Below are 17,939 nucleotides of genomic sequence, written 5' to 3'. Positions count from 1 at the left end.
CCGCCAGCGTTCGTCCTGAGCCAGGATCAAACTCTCCGTAAAAGAGAGAAAACACCACGAACCCCAAAGAGCCCGCAGCATTCAACAATACCTGGCCAGACCAAAACAAACTAGCTAGTTCATTCAGTCCGATCCAAAGGAACCAAAAGGTTCAAAAATACTTGGCATTGACTATCAAGCACACTGTTGAGTTCTCAAACAACCGACACACACCATCAGCACCAGAACCTCAGTCCCAGCCCTCCGGGGCAACCCCTCAAACTTACCAGACCTTCTGGGCCGTTCTGACCACCGAATTCCTCGGCCGTCGTACCGCCCCAGGCGAATCTGGCGAGCCCCACGTCGACTTCCGGGGTCCCTGAAGGACCACGATCCTCGATGTGAGTTCCAGCCCCGGGCGGCCACTCATCCTCCGGGCGAACCCGGTGACTCTTCGTGTCCGTCGGCCTGTCGGGCTGACGTCGTAGAACATTACACGCCTCCGGCGGTGCTCATCAACCCGTGGGACGTGACGGCGGGCACACCCCGCGCGGACTCTCGGCGACGAGGGGACGGCATGCGGCATCATCCGGTGGGTGAGCACGTCATCCGCCACCCCAGCCACCGGTACCACCGACCAGCGAACGGTCGTCGTGCAGGCCGCACGTCCCGCCGAGGCGGCCGAGGTCGCCTGGCTCGCCTCGGTGACGTTCCCGCTGGCCTGCCCGCCCGGGACCCCCGTCACCACCATGGCGGCACACGTCGCCGCGCACCTCACTCCCGGGGCGTTCCGCGACTGGGTGGCCTCCGACCGGCACGCACTCCTGGTCGCCGTCGCCGCCGACGGTTCCCCCGCCGCGGGCGCCGTGGCCGGGCAGCACCTCCTCGGGTACGCCCTCGTCGCGCTCGGCGAGCCGGACGGCGCCTCCGAGCGGGACGCGCTCCTCGCCGTCGCCGGCGACGGCCCCTATGCGGAGCTGTCGAAGATCTACGTGCTGCCCGGCGCGCAGGGCAGCGGCGTCGCGAGCCTCCTCATGGCCGGGGCCGTCGCCGCCGCGCAGGACCTCGACCCGCACGCCCCGGTCTGGCTCGGCACCAACGGCGAGAACCGCCGCGCCCAGGCGTTCTATCGCAAGCACGGGTTCGAGGTCGTCGGGGGTCGGACCTACGACGTCGGCGGGGTCCTGCACGACGACGTCGTCATGCTCCGCCGCTGAGCCGTCCCGGCGCTCCGCGTGCCGGACGACGGGACGACGTGCCCGGTGGGCGCGGCCGTCCGGCCGCACCCACCGGGTCGTCGTCCGGTCAGGCCCCTCGTCCCGCGCGCAGCGACAGGATCGCGTCGGCGCTGCGCCCGGCGTTCCCCAGGGAGTCGACCGGGTGCGGCGGCTCCGCGACCGACGCCGCGTTGTCCTGCTCCCAGATGCCGTGCTGGCGGCCCGAGCCTGCGAGCGCCCCGAGGAACGACTGGTAGTCGATGTCGCCGACGCCGAACTCGACGATGCCGTACCCGTTGCCCGACCCCGGGTTCACCCGGCCGTCCTTGAGGTGGAACAGCGGGTAGCGGGACCGCTGCGCGAGCACGTACTCCACCGGGTCGAAGCCCGGGTAGAGGTGGCGCCCGACGAACGCCCAGAACACGTCCATCTCGAGGAACACCGTCTGCGGGTCGGTGTTCTGAAGGAAGACGTCGTAGAGGCGCACCGCCGGGTCGTCGTTCGCGAACGCGAACTCGTGCTGGTGGTTGTGCTGGTAGAACTTCAGCCCGCGGGCCGCGGCCGCCTCGCCGAACCCGTTGAACTGCTCGGCGGCCGCGCGGTACCCCGCGACGGTCCGGTCGTTCGTCGGGGCGTTCGCCGTCCCGACGTGCTGCATGCCCAGGGTCTGGGCGATGTCGAGCTCGGCCTCCATGTTCGTCGCGAAGTCGCGGATCCCGCGGTGCGAGCCGACCGCGGCCAGGCCGTTGTCGTCGAGCAGCCCGCGGATCTCCTGCGGGGTGATCGGACCGACGCCGCCCTGGGTGTAGCCGGCGAACTCCACCTCCGCGTAGCCCAGCTGTGCCAGCCGCTCGAAGACGGCACGGAAGCCGATCGACGACACCTTGTCGCGGATCGAGTACAGCTGGATGCCGAGCTTGCCCGGCGGCACGAGCCGCCGCCCCTGCCCCGCCGCCGTCGTCGTCGGCAGCGCCGCCGCACCGGCGGCGCCCGTGACCGTCGCGGCACCGACCGCGACCGTGGAACCCGCCAGGCGCATGAACGTCCGGCGGTCGAGCTCGGTACGACTGAGCATGCTGATCTCCCTTGATCGCCGGTACCGGACCCTCCGGCACCGGTCTGCAGGTGTGCCGCGTACGCTCGAGGTCTCGTCGGTCAGCGGGTGGAGAACGCCGCGTCGAACGCCGCGTCGGGCGCGTCGAACGCGCGGCTGCGCACGAACTCCAGCGCCTCAGGGGCGCCGACCAGCCGGTCCATCCCGGCGTCCTCCCACTCCACCGAGATCGGGCCCGTGTACCCGATCGTGTTGAGCATGCGGAACGCGTCCTCCCAGGGCACGTCGCCGTGCCCCGTGGAGATGAAGTCCCAGCCGCGACGCGGGTCCGCCCACGGCAGGTGGGACGACAGCCGGCCGTTGCGACCGTTCGTCATGCGCTTCTTCGTGTCCTTGCAGTCCACGTGGTAGATGCGGTCGCGGAAGTCCCACAGGAAGCTCACCGGGTCCAGGTCCTGCCAGACCATGTGCGACGGGTCCCAGTTCAGCCCGAACGCCTCCCGGTGGCCGATCGCCTCCAGGGTGCGCTCCGTCGTCCAGTAGTCGTACGCGATCTCGCTGGGGTGCACCTCGTGGGCGAACCGCACCCCGACCTCGTCGTAGACGTCGAGGATCGGGTTCCACCGGTCGGCGAAGTCCTGGTACCCGGCCTCGACCATCGCCTCCGACGCCGGCGGGAACATCGCCACGTACTTCCAGATCGACGACCCCGTGAAGCCGACGACCGTCTTCACGCCGAGCTTCGCCGCCAGCCGGGCGGTGTGCTTCATCTCCTCGGCCGCACGCCGCCGCACGCCCTCGGGGTCGCCGTCGCCCCACACGACGTCGGGCAGGATGTCGCGGTGCCGCTCGTCGATCGGGTCGTCGCAGACGGCCTGGCCCTTGAGGTGGTTCGAGATCGTCCACACCTTGAGGCCGTAGCGGTCGAGCAGGTCGAGGCGGCCCTGGACGTACTCGTCGTCGTCCCAGCGCCACGGGTCGAGGTGGTCGCCCCAGCAGGCGAGCTCCAGCCCGTCGTAGCCCCACCCGGCGGCGAGCCGGGCCACCTCCTCGAGGGGCAGGTCCGCCCACTGGCCGGTGAACAGCGTGATCGGTCGTGTCATCGAGATGCTCCTTCGGATTCGACTGGCTGAACCAGCGACGAACTCGGGCCGGCTCGGGCCGGCGGCGGGCTCAGCCGGCGGCGGTCGGCAGGTCGACCCACCCGCCACCGGCGTCCGAGCTGCGCTCGACGGCGTCGAGGACCCGCTGGACCACGAGGCCGTCGGCGAACGACGGCGTCGGCGCGCGGCCCGCGGCGAGGTCGCCCACCAGGTCGACGACCTGGTGGGTGAACGCGTGCTCGTAGCCCAGGCCGTGGCCGGCCGGCCACCAGCTCCCGATGTACGGGTGCTCGGGCTCGGTCACGACGATGCGGCGGAACCCCGCGGTCGTGGCGTCGTCCGACGCGTCGTAGAAGTGGAGGAGGTTCATGTCCTCGAAGTCGAACGCGACGGACCCCTTCGAGCCGTTGACCTCCACCCGGATGGCGTTCTTGCGGCCGGCGGCGAACCGGGTGGCCTCGAAGCTCGCGAGCCCGCCGCCGGACATGCGCCCGTAGAACAGGGCGGCGTCGTCGACCGTGACCGGCCCCGTGCCCTCGCCGGCCTCGCCGGACAGCCCGGAGAACGACGCCGGCACCGGCCGCTCGCGCACGAAGGTCTCGAGCAGCCCGTTCACGCCCACCAGCTGCTCCCCCGTGATGAACTGCGCGAGGTCGACGACGTGCGCGCCGATGTCGCCGAGGGCGCCGGAGCCGGCCTTGGACTTGTCGAGCCGCCACGACAGCGGGGCCTGCGGGTCGGCGAGCCAGTCCTGCAGGTACTGCGCGCGCACGTGCCGCACCTGCCCGATCCGCCCGTCCGCCACGAGACGCCGGGCCAGCTGGATCGCCGGGACCCGCCGGTACGTGAACCCCACCATCGCCTGCACGCCGTTCGCCGCGGCGCGCTCCGCGGCGGCCACCATGGCCTCCGCCTCGGCGACCGAGTTGGCCAGCGGCTTCTCGCACAGCACGTGCTTGCCCGCCTGGAGCGCGGCGACGGCGATCTCCGCGTGGGTGTCGCCCGGGGTGCAGACGTCGACGAGGTCGACGTCGTCCCGTGCGATCAGCTCCTGCCAGCTCGTGACGGACTCGTCCCAGCCGAGCCGCTCGGCCGCAGCCCGCACCGAGTCGGCGTTGCGGCCCGCCACCACCCGCATGCGCGGGGCGAGCGGCAGGTCGAAGAACCGGGGCGCGGTGCGCCACGCCTGCGAGTGGGCCGCCCCCATGAACGAGTAGCCGACCATGCCGACGCCGAGCGTGGGCGTTCCGGGCGCGCTCATCGGCGCCTCCTTTGCGAGTGGGATGTGCGTGTCGTCAGGGCGAGACTGGTCAGGACCGGAAGCCCATGTCCAGGTACTGGTCGACGTTGTCGGCGGTGACCACGGGGGCGAAGAGCGTCGTGGTGCGCGGCACCCCCGGGGACACGAGGTCGCCCATGTTCTTGTTCTGCACGATCAGCCGGGCCAGCTTGATGCCGTCGGCCGCCTGGGTGGACGGGTAGACGACGGTCGCCTGCAGGACCGAGTCGCCGGCCTGGATCTCCTCCATCACGTCCAGCGAGCCCGCGCCGCCGACCATGAAGAACTCGTCGCGGTCCGCGTTCTCGATCGCCGCCATGACGCCGACGCCCTGGTCGTCGTCGTGGTTCCAGATGGCGTCGATCTGCGGCTCGGCCTGCAGGAGGTTCGACGTCGCCGTCTCGCCGCCCTGGATGGTGAAGTCGGCCGCCACCTGGGCGTCGACGTCCAGCCCGCAGTCCTTCAGCGCGTCGGCGAAGCCCTTGCTGCGGTCCTGCGTGAGCGGCAGCGACTCGATGCCCTGGATCTCGGCGACGACGGCGTCCGGGTTGTCACCGAGCTGCTCGCAGACGTAGGTGCCCGCGCTCACCCCCATGCCGTAGTTGTCGCCGAGGATGGTGGCGCGCGCGGCGAACGGGCTCGAGAACTCGCGGTCGACGTTGATGACCGGGATGCCGGCCTCCATCGCCTCGGTGGCGACGTCCGTGAGCGCCGCCCCGTCGAACGGGAGCAGCACGATGGCGTCCACGCCCTCGTTGATGAACTGCTCGATGTGGCTGATCTGCATGTTGACGTCGTTCGTGGCCTCGGCCTGGCGCAGCTCGACGTCCTCGTACTGCTCGGCGGTGTCGACGGCGGCCTTGGTGATGGCACCCATCCAGCCGTGGTCGGCGGCCGGTGCCGAGAAGCCGATGACGACCTCGTCGCCGGGCTCGTCGTTGGCCTCGACGGGGGCGGCGGCCTCGGTGGCGCCCGAGCCCTCCTCCTCCGGGGGCTCGTTGCTGGTGCAGCCCGCCGCCAGCAGGAGCGCGGCGGTGGCGCCGGCGGCGACCGCCAGGGTGCGGCGGCGCGGAGTCATTCGTGCGGACATGTGATCTTCCTCGATTCGGTCCGGTGCTGCGGTGGGTTCGTGGGGCGACCGGGGCAGGTCAGGTGGACCTGCTGCGGTTCGCGAAGCGCTGCTGGAGCAGCACGGCGGCGACGATGATGACGCCCTTGGCGACGCTCTGTGCCGACGTCGACATGTTGTTGAGGACGAAGATGTTCGTGAGCGTGTTGAAGATGAGGACGCCGAACACGGTGCCGACGATCGTGCCGCGCCCGCCGGCCAGCAGCGTCCCGCCAACGACGACGGCGGCGATGACGTCGAGCTCGAGGAGCACGCCGTTCGTCGACGTGCCCGCCGTCGTCCGGCCGAGCATCATCACGCCGCCGATCCCGGCGGCCAGGCCAGCCAGCCCGTAGATGTACAGGGTGTGGCGCTTCACCTTGATGCCCGCCAGCCGGGCGGCCTCGGCGTTGCCGCCGACGGCGACGGTGCGGCGGCCGAAGGTCGTGCGGTTGAGCAGGAACCAGCCGGCCACCGCGACGAGCGCGAAGATCCAGATGAGCATGGGCACGCCGAGCGGGTCGAGGTCGAAGAAGTCGGTGAACCCGGCGACGTCGACGCGCTGCGTCTGCCGGTCGGAGATCATCTCCGCGAGCCCCCGGGCGCTGGCGAGCATGGCGAGGGTGGCGATGAACGGGACCACCCGGCCGTACGCGATGATCACGCCGTTGACGAGGCCGGCCGCGAGGCCCACCGCGAGCGCCGTGAACACCATGACCAGCCAGTGGATGTCCTCGGCCATCGTCTGGGTGGCCACCGTGGTCGCCCACACCCCGGTGAGCCCCAGCACGGAGCCCACCGACAGGTCGATGCCGCCCGAGATGATCACGAACGTCATCCCGATCGCGACGACACCGGTGACGGCGGCGGCACGGAGGATCGTCACGACGTTGTCGATGTCGGCGAAGCGCTCGCCGCCCGTGATGACGCCCGCGACGCAGATGAGGGCGAGGGCGACGACGAGCCCGACGTTCCGGCCTGCGGGGCCGGACAGCCACGAGCGTCGCCCGGTCGTTTCGTCGGCCGGCGGGGCGGCCGTGGATGCGCTCACGCGGCACTTCCTTCCATCACGAGGTCGAGCACGCCGTGCTCGTCGATGTCTTGTGCGGGGGCCTGGTGCACCACGCGCCCGTCGGAGACCACGTGGACGCGGTCGGCCAGGCCGAGGACCTCGGGGATCTCGCTGGAGACGACCAGGACGGCGGTGCCCGCGTCGGCGAGCGCCCGCACCAGCGCGTAGAGCTCGGACCGGGCGCCGACGTCGACGCCCCGCGTGGGCTCGTCCAGCAGGAGCACGTCGCAGCCGTGCACCAGCCAGCGCGCCAGCACGGCCTTCTGCTGGTTGCCGCCGGACAGGGTGCGGATCGCCCGGTCGACGTCCCGCGGGCGCAGGTCCAGCGCCTCGGCCTGCTCGCGCGCCTCACGGCGCTCCGTGCGCTCGTCGAGCCAGCCGCCGCGCGCCGTGCGGGCGAACGTCGACAGCGTGATGTTCCGGTAGACCGCCTCGTCGAGCACGAGCCCCTGGCTCTTGCGCTCCTCGGGGCACAGGCCGACGCCGGCCGCGACCGCCGCGGGCACCGACCCGGGGCGCAGCCTCTTGTCCGACACCGCGACGGTGCCGGCGGTCTGCTTGCGCGCGCCGTAGATGGTCTCGAGGATCTCGGAGCGCCCCGACCCCACGAGCCCGGCCAGGCCGACCACCTCCCCGGCGCGCACCTGGAGCGAGACGTCCTCGAACGCCCCGGCGAGCGAGAGGCCCTGGACGTCGAGCACCACCGGCGCGTCGCCGGCCACGCCCGGGCGCTGCGGGAACGCGTACTCGACGGTGCGCCCGGTCATGAGCGTGATCAGCTCGCGCGTCGGTGTGTGGGCCGGGAGGTTCCGCCCGACCGTCCGCCCGTCCTTGAGGACCGTGATGCGGTCCCCGATCGCCCGGATCTCCTCCATGCGGTGGGAGATGTAGACGATGGCCACGCCCTGCGTCGTGAGCTCGCGGACCACCCGGAAGAGGTTGTCCACCTCGCCCGAGTCGAGGACGGCCGACGGCTCGTCCATGACGATCACGCGCGCGTCGTGCGACAGCGCCCGCGCCATCGAGACGATCTGCTTGCCGGCGGCGGGGAGCTGGCCGACCTCGCGGTGCGGGGAGATCTCGGGGTGCCCGAGACGCCGGAGGATCTCGCGCGTGCGGCGAGCGGCCTCGCGGCGCTGCGTGAAGCCGCCGGACGCGAGCTCGTGGCCCAGGTAGATGTTCTCCGCGACGGTCAGGCCGTCGACGACGTCCAGCTCCTGGTACACCGTGGCGACGCCGAGCCCGAGCGCGGCGACCGGGTGCGGGATCGACACCTCGGTGTCGTCGACGAGGATGCGCCCGGCGGTGGGCTGGTGCGCGCCGGAGAGCACCTTGATGAGCGTGGACTTGCCCGCGCCGTTCTGGCCGAGCAGGCAGTGCACCTCGCCCGGGAGGACGTCGAGGTCCACGCCGTCGAGCGCCTTGGCGCCCGGGAAGTGCTTGACGATCCCCTCCATGCGCAGCAGCGGGGAACGGGACGTGGTGCCGGCGGCGTCGCCGGACGTGGGTTCGAGCTCCTGTGCCGGAGCGTCCTGGGGGTCTTCGTCGACCATGTGTCACAACGTAAGGGCACTTTTGACGGGGGTCAACCAAAAGTTGCGCAACTGTGATCATGATTGACTGTGAACATGGAGGAACTGCTCAAGTTTGCTCCGCGGCCGACGGGGGCCGGGGACATGTTCCAGATGCTGCGGGACGGTCAGCCCCGGACGCGCGCCGACCTCGCCACGGCCACGGGCCAGGCCCGGTCGACCATCGCCGCCCGCATCGACCTCCTCATGTCGGCCGGGCTGATCGCCCCCGCGGGCGAGGCGACGTCCACCGGCGGGCGCCCCCCGGCGACCTTCGCGTTCAACCCGCGGGCGAAGGTCGTGCTCGCCGTCGACCTCGGCGCGACGCACGCCCGCATCGCCCTCACCGACCTCGCGTCGCAGGTGCTGGCCGAGACGAACGCGCCCCTCGCCATCGCGGACGGGCCCCGGGCCGTCCTGGGATGGGTCGTGGAGAACGGGGACAAGCTCCTCGCCACGGCGGAGCGCGGCGAGAGCGAGCTGGCGGGCGTCGGTGTGGGCCTGCCCGGCCCGGTCGAGCACTCGACCGGGCACCCGATCATGCCGCCGATCATGCCCGCCTGGGACGACGTCGACGTGCCCGGCATCCTGCGCCGGCACTTCGACGTGCCCGTCCTCGTCGACAACGACGTCAACATCATGGCGCTCGGCGAGCACCGCGCCGCCTGGCAGACCGTCGACAACCTGCTCTTCGTCAAGGTCGCCACGGGCATCGGGTCGGGGATCATCGCCGACAGCGCGCTGCGCCGCGGCGCGCAGGGCGCGGCGGGCGACCTCGGGCACGTCGCGGTCGCCGGGGCGGGGGACGCACCGTGCCGCTGCGGCAACCACGGGTGCCTCGAGGCCGTCGCGAGCGGGCAGGCGGTGGCCGACCGGCTCGCCGCCCAGGGCCTCGACGCCCGCCGCAGCGCCGACGTCGTCCAGCTCGTGCGGTCCGGGGACCTCACCGCGAGCGCCGCGGTCCGGCAGGCGGGCCGCGACATCGGCACCGTGCTCGCCGCGTGCGTGAGCATGCTGAACCCGTCCGTGATCGTGATCGGCGGCATCCTCGCCGAGGCCGGCGAGCACCTCATCGCCGGCATCCGCGAGGTGGTGTACCGGCGGTCGCTGCCTCTGGCCACCCAGCACCTGCGGATCGTGACGTCGCAGACCCGCGGCGAGGCGGGGGTGCTGGGCGCCAGCGCCATGGCCGTGGACCACGTGCTCTCGCCCGCCTCGATCGACGCCCTCATCTGAGGCCCGGGTGAGGTGCGGCCGGACGTGTTGACGTCACCGGGGTGCCGGTGAAGCATCGGTGCGAGCGGACCGCCGGGACGACCGCGGCGAGCGCGCAGGGACAGCGTGTCGAGGAGGACTCATGACCGGACGGGTACGTCGAGCACTGGTGGTACGCGGCGGCTGGCCCGGGCACGCACCCGTCGAGGCGACCGAGCTGTTCGCGCCGTTCCTCAAGGAGTCCGGCTTCGAGGTCACGACGACCGAGACGCTCGAGGTCTACGCCGACGCGGACTTCATGGCGGGCGTCGACCTGGTCGTCCAGTGCTGGACGATGGGCGAGATCCTCCCCGACGAGATGCGCGGGCTGCGCGACGCGGTCGCCGCCGGGACGGGCTTCGCCGGCTGGCACGGCGGCGTCCTCGACTCGTTCCGCATGGCGACCGACTACCAGCAGATGGTGGGCGGGCAGTTCGTCGCGCACGCGCACGACCTGGTGCACTACACGGTCGAGATCGCGCCGGACCGGGCGGACCACCCGATCGTCGACGGCCTGGGCACGATCGAGCTGTTCTCCGAGCAGTACTGGGTGCACACCGACTCGGCCGTCGACGTCCTCGCGACCACGACCGTCCCGCCGCTGGCGGGCGACCCGTGGCACGAGCCGGTCGTCTGCCCGTCGGTGTGGACGCGGCGCTGGGGCGCCGGGAAGGTCTTCGTCTGCGCCGAGGGGCACCAGCTCGCGGACCTGGAGGTCCCCGAGATCCGCACCATCATCGAGCGCGGCCTGCTGTGGGCCGCCCGGTGACGCTCCTGGACGACGACGGCGGCGCCCGCGCCGCGCGGGTCAGGCGGGGTTGAGCACCGCGGCGTGCAGGCCCAGCAGCTCGGCCGTCCGTTCGCGAGGACCGCGCCCGAAGCCGCACTCGGTGGCGACGCCGACGGTTCGGCCGCCGAGCACCTGCGCGGCCGCGGCGAGCCGGCGCGCGGCACCATCCACACCGTCCTCGTGGTGCAGCAGGCCGAGGTAGAGCTCGGTGGCGTCGTCGAGGGACAGGCCCTCGAGCGGCCGGACGTAGGCGACGTCGTCGCGGTCGATCGGCACCGGCAGGTGCACCCACGTGATCGGGCGCGGCAGGGCTGCGACCAGGCCGTTCGCCACGGCGACGAGGTTGCCGGTGTCCGCGGGCTCGACGAAGTGCTTCTCCGCGACGTCGCCGTAGCAGAGGTGGAAACCGAGCTCGACCTCGGCGGGGACCCGAGCCGCCAGGCGGGCCGCCCGGCGCACGCACCCGTCCACGACGTCCTCGTCACCGCCGGCGGTCCGGTCGAACCACGCGCGGGCGACGCCGGCGCCGAGGTGCGCGCCCTCGACGAACGCGAAGTCCGTCGCCAGCTCGACCTGGACCGCCAGGTCGGCCGCCGGGACCGCCTCGACGATCGCCTCGAGCTCCCGCACCATCGCCGCCTCGTACGCGGGGTACACGGCCGCGCGGTCGGGCGCGGCCACGAAGGTCGTGACCGCCGCGAGCGGCGACGGCAGGCCCACCTGGAACCGGGTGCCGGGCGCGACGACCCCCTCCGCGCGCAGCGCCACGAAGTCGGCATACGACGCGATCGCGGCCTCCGCGTAGCCGAGCTGGCCGAACCGGAGGTCGGCGGCGGCCACCGAGCCGTCGAGCACGTGCGGGCGCAGGTCGAACCCCGCCACCACCACCGGGTCGCCGGGCACCCGGGCCAGCCCGTCCACGGCGGAGAACCGGGTGCCCTGGAAGAGGATCCAGTGGAACCGTTCGCCCACCTCGCCGTCGGGCAGGCGCCGGGCGTGGGCCCCCAGCCCGCCGGCCAGGGTGCGCAGCGTCTCCCGCGCGGTCGGCAGGTTCACCGAGCCCACGAGGTGGGCGCCGTGCAGGGTCAGGCGGGGGGTCGTCGTCGCGTCGAGGTCATGCACCCGCGCATCGTAGCCGCGGGCGTCACCGCTCCCCGTCGGCGTCCAGCGCGGCCGGGCCGCCCTCCAGGAGTTGGACGAAGGCCGCCTCGTCGAGCACGGGAACCCCGAGCTCCTCGGCCTTGGCCGCCTTCGAGCCCGCGTTCGCGCCGACCACCACGTAGTCCGTCTTCTTCGACACGGAGCCGGACGCCTTGCCGCCCGCCTCGATCACGGCCTCCTTGGCGCCGTCGCGGCTGAAGCCCTCGAGCGACCCCGTGACGACGACCGTCAGCCCTGCCAGCGGGCCCGTCGGCCCTTCGTCGGCCTGGGCCGCCATCGCCGCGGGCCCCGGGTGGCCCTCGATGGCGAACCGGACGCCGGCGGCGGACCAGGCCTCGACGATCTCGCGGTGCCAGTCGACCTCGAACCAGGCGAGCACGGCGTCGGCGATGATCCCGCCCACGCCCTCGACGGCGGCCAGCTCCTCGCGCGACGCCGCACGGATCGCGTCGAGCGAGCCGAACCAGTCGGCGAGCGCGCGCGCGGCCACGGGGCCGACGTGCCGGATGTTGAGGCTGACGAGGATGCGCCACAGGTCCTTCGTCTTGGCCAGCTCCAGCTCGTCGAGCAGCTTCGTGGCGGCCGCCGACGGCTCGGCGTCGGGCAGGGTCTCCCCCGCCTCCTCGGCCTGCCGCCGGCGCGACTTCGTGTAGGTGAGCTTCTTGCGGAACGGTGTCCGGCGCCGGGCCACACCGTCCTCGTCGACCTTCGGCAGCCCCGTCTCCGCGTCCCGGACGACGACCTCGATCGGGACCAGCTCGTCGAGGGTCAGCCCGAAGAGCCCTGCCTCGGTGCGCAGCGGCGGGACCTCGGGGACCGCCGGCTGCGTCAGCGCCGAGGCCGTCACCTCACCGAGCGCCTCGATGTCCAGGCCCCCGCGGGAGCCGATGTGCTCCACCCGGCCGCGAACCTGCGCAGGGCACGACTCGGCGTTGGGGCAGCGCAGGTCGACGTCGCCCTCCTTCATCGCCCGCAGGCCGGTGCCGCACTCGGGGCACCGCTCGGGCATGACGAAGTCCTCGCGCGGGTACCCGTCGTCGGCGAGCGCCGGGACGGGGCCGAGGATCTCCGGGATGACGTCGCCCGCCTTGCGCAGCACGACCATGTCGCCGATGCGCACGCCCTTGGCCTTGACGACGTCCTGGTTGTGCAGGGTGGCCTGCCGGACCGTCGACCCGGCCACCGTCACCGGCTCCATGACCGCGTACGGGGTGGCACGACCGGTGCGCCCCACGCCCACCTGGATGGCGACGAGGCGGGTGTTGACCTCCTCGGGCGGGTACTTGTACGCGATGGCCCAGCGGGGGGCGCGGCTCGTGGTGCCGAGCCGGCGCTGGTCGGTCAGGGCGTCGACCTTGACGACGATGCCGTCGAGCTGGTGCTCGATGTCGTGCCGGTGCTCGGCGAAGTAGGTGATCATGTCGACCACGCCGTCGATGCCCTGCACGACCCGGTTGTGCGGCGAGATCGGGATGCCCCACTGCTCGAACAGCGCGTAGGCGTCCGACTGGTTCGCGAGCTCCGCGTGCTCTCCCTCGGTCCACTGCAGCGCGCCGACGCCGTGGGCGTAGAGGCGCAGCGCCTCCACCCGGGCGAGCCCCGCCTCCAGCTCCGGCCCGTCCTTCTTGTCCAGCAGCTGCCGCAGGCCGCCGGCGGCCGCGTTGCGCGGGTTGGCGAACTGCGGGAACCGGCGCAGCGCGGCGACGCGCGCGCGTTCCTCGTCGAAGGCCCGGCCGGCAGCCCGGGAGCCCGCGCGCTCGCGCGCCTCGGCCACCAGCCGCTCCCGCAGCCGGCCCTGCAGCTCGTTGAGCCGGTCGAAGGCCGCGACCGGGATGAAGACCTCGCCACGGACCTCGACGACCTCCGGGTGGTCGGACCCGGCGAGGCGCTGCGGGATCTGGGCGATGCGCAGCGCGTTGGCGGTGATGTCCTCGCCCGTGCGCCCGTCGCCGCGCGTCGCGGCCCGCACCAGGCGACCCCGCTCGTACAGCAGCGCGATCGCCAGCCCGTCGATCTTGACCTCGGACAGGTAGCCGACGTCGCCGCCGGAGACCCCGAGGTCGCGGGCGACGCGCGCGTCCCAGGCGCGCAGCTCGTCGACGCTGAACACGTTGTCCAGGGACAGCATGCGCTCGAGGTGCTCGACCGTGGCGAAGCCCGCGGCCGCCTGGCCGCCCACGCGCTGCGTCGGCGACTCCGGGCTGGCGAGGGCCGGGTGGGCCGCCTCGAGGTCCTGCAGCTCGCGCATGCGCGCGTCGTACTCCGCGTCGGACACCTTGGGGGCGTCGTCCTCGTAGTAGGCGCGCTGATCCTCCTCGACCAGGGCGACCAGCTCGGACCAGCGGCGCCGGGCCGCGGACTCGTCGAGGGCGGGGAGATCGGTGTCGGTCACGGCCCTATCTTGCCGCGTCCTACCGACACCGCAGGAGCTGGCGCCCGGTGCGCCGGGCCGCGACCGGCGCGCCCTGCACCTGTCGCCCGGGACGCCCGGCAGACTACGATTCAGGCGTTTCGCCCCATATCGACCAACAGCAAGGACGCTCATGAAGATCGCCGTCGTCGGCGCCGGCTTCGCCGGCCTCGCCAGCGCCAAGGTCCTCCGCGAGTTCGGGCACGACGTGACCGTGTTCGACAAGACGCCCGACGTCGGCGGGGTCTGGAGCGCGACGCGCCGCTACTCCGGGCTGCGCACCCAGAACAACAAGGGGTCGTACGCCTTCTCCGACCTGCCCATGCCCAAGGACTTCCCGGAGTGGCCCAGCGGCGAGCAGGTGCAGGCCTACCTCGAGCAGTACGTCGCCCACCACGACCTCGGCGGCGCGCTCCGCCTGTCGACCGAGGTCGTCCGCGCCGAGCTGACGACCGCCGAGGACGGCTGGCAGGTCACCGCGCGGCACGTGGGCGACCCCGTCGGCGACCCCGAGCCCTTCGACCACCTCGTGGTCGCGAACGGGATCTTCTCCGACCCGGTGATCCCCGGGTTCGACGGGCTCGCCCAGCTCATGCGCGCCGGGGGCAAGGCCGTCGCGGCCAGCCAGCTCGCCTCGGTCGAGGAGGCCCGCGGGAAGAACGTCGTCGTGGTCGGCTACGGCAAGTCCGCCTGCGACGTCGCCGGCGAGCTGGGACAGGTGGCGGCCGACACGCACGTCGTGGCGCGCAACCTGCTGTGGAAGCTGCCGAAGCGGATCGGCAAGGCCCTGAACTACAAGTACCTGCTCCTCACCCGGCTCGGCGAGGGCCTCTTCCGCTACCAGACGGTCGCGGGCGGCATGGAGCGCTTCCTGCACGGCCCCGGCGACCCCGTGCGCCGGTCGATGCTGTCGAGCGTGGGCGCGGTGTGCTCCCGCCAGCTGCGGCTCAAGGAGGTCGGCCTGGTCCCGCGCGGCGAGTTCTCGGACATCGCACGGTCCACCGTCTCGCTGGCCACCGACGGGTTCTTCGAGCAGGTCGCCGACGGCGCCATCACGGTGCACCGGGACACGGAGGTGGAACGCCTCGCGGCCGACGAGCACGGCGCGCCCGTCGCCGTGCTCAGCGACGGCACGACCGTGGGCGCCGACCTGGTCGTCTGCGGCACCGGCTTCCACCAGCGGGTGCCGTTCCTCGACGACGACCTGCAGGCGCGCCTCAAGGACGACCGCGGGAACTTCCAGCTCTACCGCCAGATCCTGCCCCACGACGTGCCGCACCTGACCTTCTCCGGGTACAACTCGTCGCTCTTCAGCCCGCTCTCCGCCGAGATGGCGGCGGCGTGGACCGCCGCGCACCTCGCGGGCACCCTCGACCTCCCCCCGCTGGAGGTCCGCCGCGAGCACGTGACCGACCGGGTGGCCTGGATGGAGAAGCGCACCGAGGGCAAGCACGCCCGGGGGACGAACGTCATCCCGTTCTCGCTGCACCAGATCGACGAGATGCTGGACGACCTGGACCTCGACCTGCCCCCGGCGACGAAGGCCACGCAGTGGCTGATGCCCGTCCGGCCGAAGGCGTACCGCCACGTCACGCCCCGGCTCAAGGAGCGCACGGGCCGGCCGGCCTGACGGCCGCGGGCTCCCGGCCGCACGACGCACGACCCGCAGGGGTCGGACGACGCAAAGCCTCAGACGAAGCGGACCGGGAGCTCGCGGGGGTAGCGCACCCATGCCGAGCGCACCGGCCGGAGCTCGGCCGGTGCGACGGTCAGCTCCATGTCCGCGACCCGCGCGAGGACGTGCCCGACCACCGTGCGCGTGACGAGCGGCGCCGTGCGGTGCGCGGGACAGGCGTGGGCGCCCGTCCCCCACGTGAGCTGGAACCGCGAGTCGACCTGCTCCCACGGGTCGACGGGCTGCACGGCCCGGTCGGCGTTCGCGGCGGCCACCGCCGGCACGACGGCGTCGCCCGCCGCGATCGGCTGGCCGCCCAGCTCCCCGTCCGCCAGGGCGAACCGGGGCAGCAGGTGCGGCAGGGGCGGGGCGTCGCGTGCCACCTCGTCCAGGGCGTCGTCGAGGGAGATCCGGCCGCCGTGCAGCCGCGCCGCGAACGCCCGGTCGGCGAGCAGCCGCTGCAGGGCCGTGGCGATCCAGGCGATCTCGGCGTCGTGCGCCGTGGCGAAGACCAGGCCGACGGCGCCCATCACCTCGAGGTCGTTCTCGTGGCCGGCGTGCGCGAGCAGCGCCGAGGTGACGTCGTCGCTCGGCTCGGCGCGGCGCCCGGCGACGAACGTCGCGAGCAGGTTCTCGATCTCGCCGGCGGCGGCGTGCGCCCCCGGCGAGCCCGCGCGGACCTCCCCGGTGAGCTCGTGCATGCGGCGCGCGTCGGCGAGGTTCATGCCCAGCAGGTCCGCCAGCACCCGGACGGGGACGTCGACGGCGACGTCGGCCACCAGGTCGGCGGTGCCGCGGGCCGCGAGCCGGTCGAGCACCGAGGTGCACGCGACGTGCACCGTGCGCAGCACGCGCTTCTCCTCGACGGCGTCGAGCGCCTCGGCCAGCGGCGCGCGCAGCCGGCGGTGCTCGGTGCCGTCCCGGTCGTGGGCGCTGTCGCGCTGGGCGAGCAGGGCGCGGGTGGGCGACTGCCAGGCGAGCAGCCGCTCGGCCTCGTAGCGCCAGTTCCGGGAGTCGCGGCTGAAGAGGACCTCGTTGCGCAGGACGGCCGCGACCTCGTCGTACCCGAGCGCCAGCCAGGCCGGGACGCCCGGCTCGAGGTCGACCGGCGCGAGCGCGCCCCACCAGGAGCGCAGCGCCTCGTACCGGGCGGCCGGGTCGGGCGCGCCGGCCAGGTCGGCCAGCAGCGGCCGGTCCGCCACCTCCTCGAGCCGCACGACGCGGCCCGCCGCCGTCAGGCTCATGCCGCGGAGCTCTCGGCGGACCGCAGCCGCACCGCGTGCGCGACGAGGGCCCTGAGCGCCTCCACGGCCTGGGCCCGGCCCCGCAGGTCGCCGGAGACCAACGGCGTGTCCAGGGGCAGGTCGAGGGCGCGCAGCACGTCCTCGGCGGCGTGGGCCGGCGCGCCCGGGAACTCGTTGACGACGACGGCGACCGGCAGCTGCGTGTGCTCCTCGAGCTGGTCGAGCACCTCGAAGCTGTCCTCGAGCCGGCGGGTGTCGACGAGCAGCAGGACGCCGACCGCACCGTCCGCGAGGCCGACCCACAGGTCCCAGAAGCGGCGCTGGCCCGGGGTGCCGAACAGGTAGAGCGCGGTCTCGCCCCCGACCGTGACGCGGCCGAAGTCCATCGCCACCGTCGTCGTCGACTTCGCCCCCAGGCGGGGGTCCACGCCGACGCTGGCGGTGGTGATCGTCTCCTCCGTGCTGAGGATCGGGATCTCGCTCACGGCGCCGATGAGGGTGGTCTTGCCGACCCCGTACGCGCCCACCACGAGGATCTTCACCGACCGCACGACGGTGGGCGCGAGGTGCTGGGCACCCGCCGCGGCGTCCGGAACCACGGCATCCTGCACCAGGGCGTCCGGCTCAGAAGTTGCGGAGGCCATCGAGCACCTCCTCCAGCAGGTCGATGCCGGGCAGGTCGTGCGCCCCGCCGGAGCGCACCGCCAGGTAGCCGGCGTCGATCAGGTCGGAGACCAGGACGGCGACCAGGCTGGCGGGCAGGCGCAGGTACGCGGCGAGCTCCGCCAGCGAGAGCGTGCCGCGGCAGGTCTCGAGCAGCGCCCGCTCGTGGCGGCCGGCACCGAGCGGCAGCTCCCGGCCGTCGTCCACGGCGCACAGCAGCGTCTCCGGGCGCAGCGTGTTGCGGGTGGGGTGCGCGCGTCCGCCGGTCAGGACGTACGAGCGCACCGGGTGGTCGTGGTAGCCGTCCGTGGGCTTCTGAACGGGCTTCTGAACGGGCATCGTCCCGCCTCTCAGGGCGC

General features: G+C 73.1%; 15 protein-coding genes. 4 read left to right on the top strand and 11 right to left on the bottom strand.

What is annotated here, in order from left to right; translation table 11 throughout:
• Positions 1-575: 575 nt before the first annotated feature.
• Complete coding sequence (locus tag IEW03_RS12325; protein WP_229737953.1) at positions 576-1,196, top strand: GNAT family N-acetyltransferase; 621 nt, start codon at positions 576-578, stop codon at positions 1,194-1,196.
• An 88-nt stretch (positions 1,197-1,284) separates the two neighbouring features.
• Here the strand turns inward: IEW03_RS12325 and IEW03_RS12320 are convergent, their stop codons facing one another.
• The 6 genes from IEW03_RS12320 to IEW03_RS12295 all read right to left on the bottom strand — a co-directional run bounded on the left by IEW03_RS12320 (position 1,285) and on the right by IEW03_RS12295 (position 8,269).
• On the bottom strand, positions 1,285-2,271 hold the full coding sequence (locus IEW03_RS12320; protein WP_188523969.1) for a sugar phosphate isomerase/epimerase family protein: 987 nt from the start codon (positions 2,269-2,271) through the stop codon (positions 1,285-1,287).
• Positions 2,272-2,351: 80 nt separating this feature from the next.
• Entirely contained in the window at positions 2,352-3,353 is a 1,002-nt protein-coding gene (locus tag IEW03_RS12315) for a sugar phosphate isomerase/epimerase family protein (RefSeq protein ID WP_188523968.1), read from the bottom strand.
• Between the two features lie 70 nt (positions 3,354-3,423).
• Complete coding sequence (locus tag IEW03_RS12310; protein ID WP_188523967.1) at positions 3,424-4,614, bottom strand: Gfo/Idh/MocA family protein; 1,191 nt, start codon at positions 4,612-4,614, stop codon at positions 3,424-3,426.
• A gap of 49 nt (positions 4,615-4,663) precedes the next feature.
• The gene (locus IEW03_RS12305; protein ID WP_188523966.1) at positions 4,664-5,722 is read right to left on the bottom strand and encodes a substrate-binding domain-containing protein; all 1,059 of its coding nucleotides are present in this window, start codon (positions 5,720-5,722) and stop codon (positions 4,664-4,666) included.
• Between the two features lie 58 nt (positions 5,723-5,780).
• The gene (locus IEW03_RS12300) at positions 5,781-6,791 is read right to left on the bottom strand and encodes an ABC transporter permease (RefSeq protein WP_188523965.1); all 1,011 of its coding nucleotides are present in this window, start codon (positions 6,789-6,791) and stop codon (positions 5,781-5,783) included.
• A complete protein-coding gene (locus IEW03_RS12295) occupies positions 6,788-8,269 on the bottom strand; it encodes a sugar ABC transporter ATP-binding protein (RefSeq protein WP_229737960.1) in 1,482 nt (493 codons plus the stop codon). The genes IEW03_RS12300 and IEW03_RS12295 overlap by 4 nt, the downstream gene beginning before the upstream one ends.
• A gap of 171 nt (positions 8,270-8,440) precedes the next feature.
• Between IEW03_RS12295 and IEW03_RS12290 the strand changes: the two genes are divergently transcribed.
• Together IEW03_RS12290 and IEW03_RS12285 are read left to right on the top strand one after the other, a co-directional pair.
• The gene (locus IEW03_RS12290) at positions 8,441-9,619 is read left to right on the top strand and encodes an ROK family transcriptional regulator (RefSeq protein WP_188523963.1); all 1,179 of its coding nucleotides are present in this window, start codon (positions 8,441-8,443) and stop codon (positions 9,617-9,619) included.
• A 121-nt stretch (positions 9,620-9,740) separates the two neighbouring features.
• Entirely contained in the window at positions 9,741-10,406 is a 666-nt protein-coding gene (locus tag IEW03_RS12285) for a ThuA domain-containing protein (protein WP_188523962.1), read from the top strand.
• Positions 10,407-10,445: 39 nt separating this feature from the next.
• On the opposite strand, the gene IEW03_RS12280 is transcribed toward IEW03_RS12285, so the two are convergent.
• A complete protein-coding gene (locus IEW03_RS12280; protein ID WP_229737952.1) occupies positions 10,446-11,549 on the bottom strand; it encodes a hypothetical protein in 1,104 nt (367 codons plus the stop codon).
• A gap of 22 nt (positions 11,550-11,571) precedes the next feature.
• Complete coding sequence (gene ligA / locus IEW03_RS12275) at positions 11,572-13,980, bottom strand: NAD-dependent DNA ligase LigA (RefSeq protein ID WP_229737951.1); 2,409 nt, start codon at positions 13,978-13,980, stop codon at positions 11,572-11,574.
• Positions 13,981-14,131: 151 nt separating this feature from the next.
• On the opposite strand from ligA, the gene IEW03_RS12270 reads away from it, so the two are divergent.
• A complete protein-coding gene (locus tag IEW03_RS12270; protein ID WP_188523960.1) occupies positions 14,132-15,628 on the top strand; it encodes a flavin-containing monooxygenase in 1,497 nt (498 codons plus the stop codon).
• A 59-nt stretch (positions 15,629-15,687) separates the two neighbouring features.
• On the opposite strand, the gene IEW03_RS12265 is transcribed toward IEW03_RS12270, so the two are convergent.
• The 3 genes from IEW03_RS12265 to IEW03_RS12255 are packed head-to-tail and all read right to left on the bottom strand — an operon-like array spanning position 15,688 to position 17,919.
• Positions 15,688-16,917, bottom strand: coding sequence for a cytochrome P450 family protein (locus IEW03_RS12265; protein ID WP_188523959.1), 1,230 nt, complete (start codon positions 16,915-16,917; stop codon positions 15,688-15,690).
• Positions 16,914-17,561 (bottom strand): GTP-binding protein, encoded by a 648-nt coding sequence (locus IEW03_RS12260; RefSeq protein ID WP_188523958.1) that lies wholly within the window; start codon positions 17,559-17,561, stop codon positions 16,914-16,916. The genes IEW03_RS12265 and IEW03_RS12260 overlap by 4 nt, the downstream gene beginning before the upstream one ends.
• The gene (locus tag IEW03_RS12255) at positions 17,542-17,919 is read right to left on the bottom strand and encodes a DUF742 domain-containing protein (protein WP_188523957.1); all 378 of its coding nucleotides are present in this window, start codon (positions 17,917-17,919) and stop codon (positions 17,542-17,544) included. The genes IEW03_RS12260 and IEW03_RS12255 overlap by 20 nt, the downstream gene beginning before the upstream one ends.
• Positions 17,920-17,939: the final 20 nt, after the last annotated feature.

It is taken from the genome of Isoptericola cucumis, from assembly GCF_014635665.1.
GTDB classification, from domain to species: domain Bacteria; phylum Actinomycetota; class Actinomycetes; order Actinomycetales; family Cellulomonadaceae; genus Isoptericola; species Isoptericola cucumis.
Note: the sequence above shows the minus strand (reverse complement) of the source record. Positions and strands in the feature narration are given on the sequence as shown.